Raw genomic sequence first — 1,105 nt, 5'->3', positions numbered from 1 at the left:
AGTCTCATTGGATTGATCGTGCGCCACCTGGGCCATCTTCTGATTCATTTAAAGAACAGTTCTAAAGAATATTTAGCAAATCAAAATTACCGAGGTTATTTATGTCATTTATTAAAGAGTTATGGAAATTTTTAAGAGTCCGTAAAAAGTTATGGCTCTTGCCGATTATTGTTGTGATGGTGATCTTGGGTGGCTTGTTGTTGTTGGCTGCTAAGAGCTCAGTAGTAGCACCATTCATCTATACCCTGTTCTAAGAACAAAGAACAAATACGCTCATGAAGATACTGGGAATATCAGCTTACTATCACGACTCTGCTGCTTGTTTAGTAGTAGATGGCGAGGTAGTAGCTGCTGCCCAGGAAGAGCGCTTTACTCGTAAGAAGCATGATCAAGCCTTTCCAAGCAATGCAATTGACTATTGCTTAAGCGAAGTAGGCTGCACTCCAGCCGACATCGATTACGTAGTTTTCTACGATAAGCCTTTCTTAAAGTTTGAGCGCTTGCTAGAGACCTATCTAGCCTATGCCCCAGTTGGCTTTAAATCCTTTGCTACAGCATTACCGGTATGGCTGACCGATAAACTCTTTCAGAAGTCAGTGATTACTGGCGCGCTCAAAGGTTTATGGGGCAAAGATATTGATTGGGAAGCGCGTTTACTCTTTTCTGAGCACCACTTAAGTCATGCCGCTAGCGCATTCTTCCCCTCGCCATTTGAAGATGCAGCCATTCTGACAATGGATGGTGTAGGTGAGTGGACAACCACTTCTCTCGCGATTGGCCATGGTAATAAGCTTGAAGTGCATAAGGAAATTCATTTTCCGCATTCCTTAGGCTTGCTGTATTCAGCGATTACTTACTACACCGGCTTTAAGGTGAACTCTGGTGAGTACAAGGTCATGGGCTTAGCGCCTTATGGTGAGCCTAAGTATGCTCAGCTGATTAAAGATAACTTAATTGATATTAAAGAAGATGGTTCATTCGCCTTAGACATGAGCTACTTCAGCTATTGCACTGGTCTGACCATGACCAATGAGAAGTTTGATCAATTATTTGGTGGGTCACGTCGCAGCGAAGAAACGATGCTGACGCAACGTGAGATGGATTT

At 43.1% G+C, this 1,105-nt stretch carries 2 protein-coding genes; both read left to right on the top strand.

Annotated elements, in window-relative coordinates; all coding sequences use genetic code 11:
* Window positions 1-101 precede the first annotated feature (101 nt).
* Window positions 102-254, top strand: a complete 153-nt coding sequence (locus tag ABWP14_RS11495; RefSeq protein ID WP_353203109.1) for a DUF5989 family protein — start codon at window positions 102-104, stop codon at window positions 252-254.
* A gap of 21 nt (window positions 255-275) precedes the next feature.
* Window positions 276-1,105: carbamoyltransferase family protein (locus ABWP14_RS11490; protein WP_353203108.1), on the top strand; the 830-nt coding region annotated here is incomplete at its 3' end.

The organism is Polynucleobacter sp. (assembly GCF_040400325.1).
In the GTDB taxonomy this organism is placed as follows: Bacteria; Pseudomonadota; Gammaproteobacteria; order Burkholderiales; family Burkholderiaceae; genus Polynucleobacter.
The sequence above is the reverse complement of the archived record's forward strand: the minus strand, read 5'-3'. Positions and strand labels throughout refer to the sequence as shown.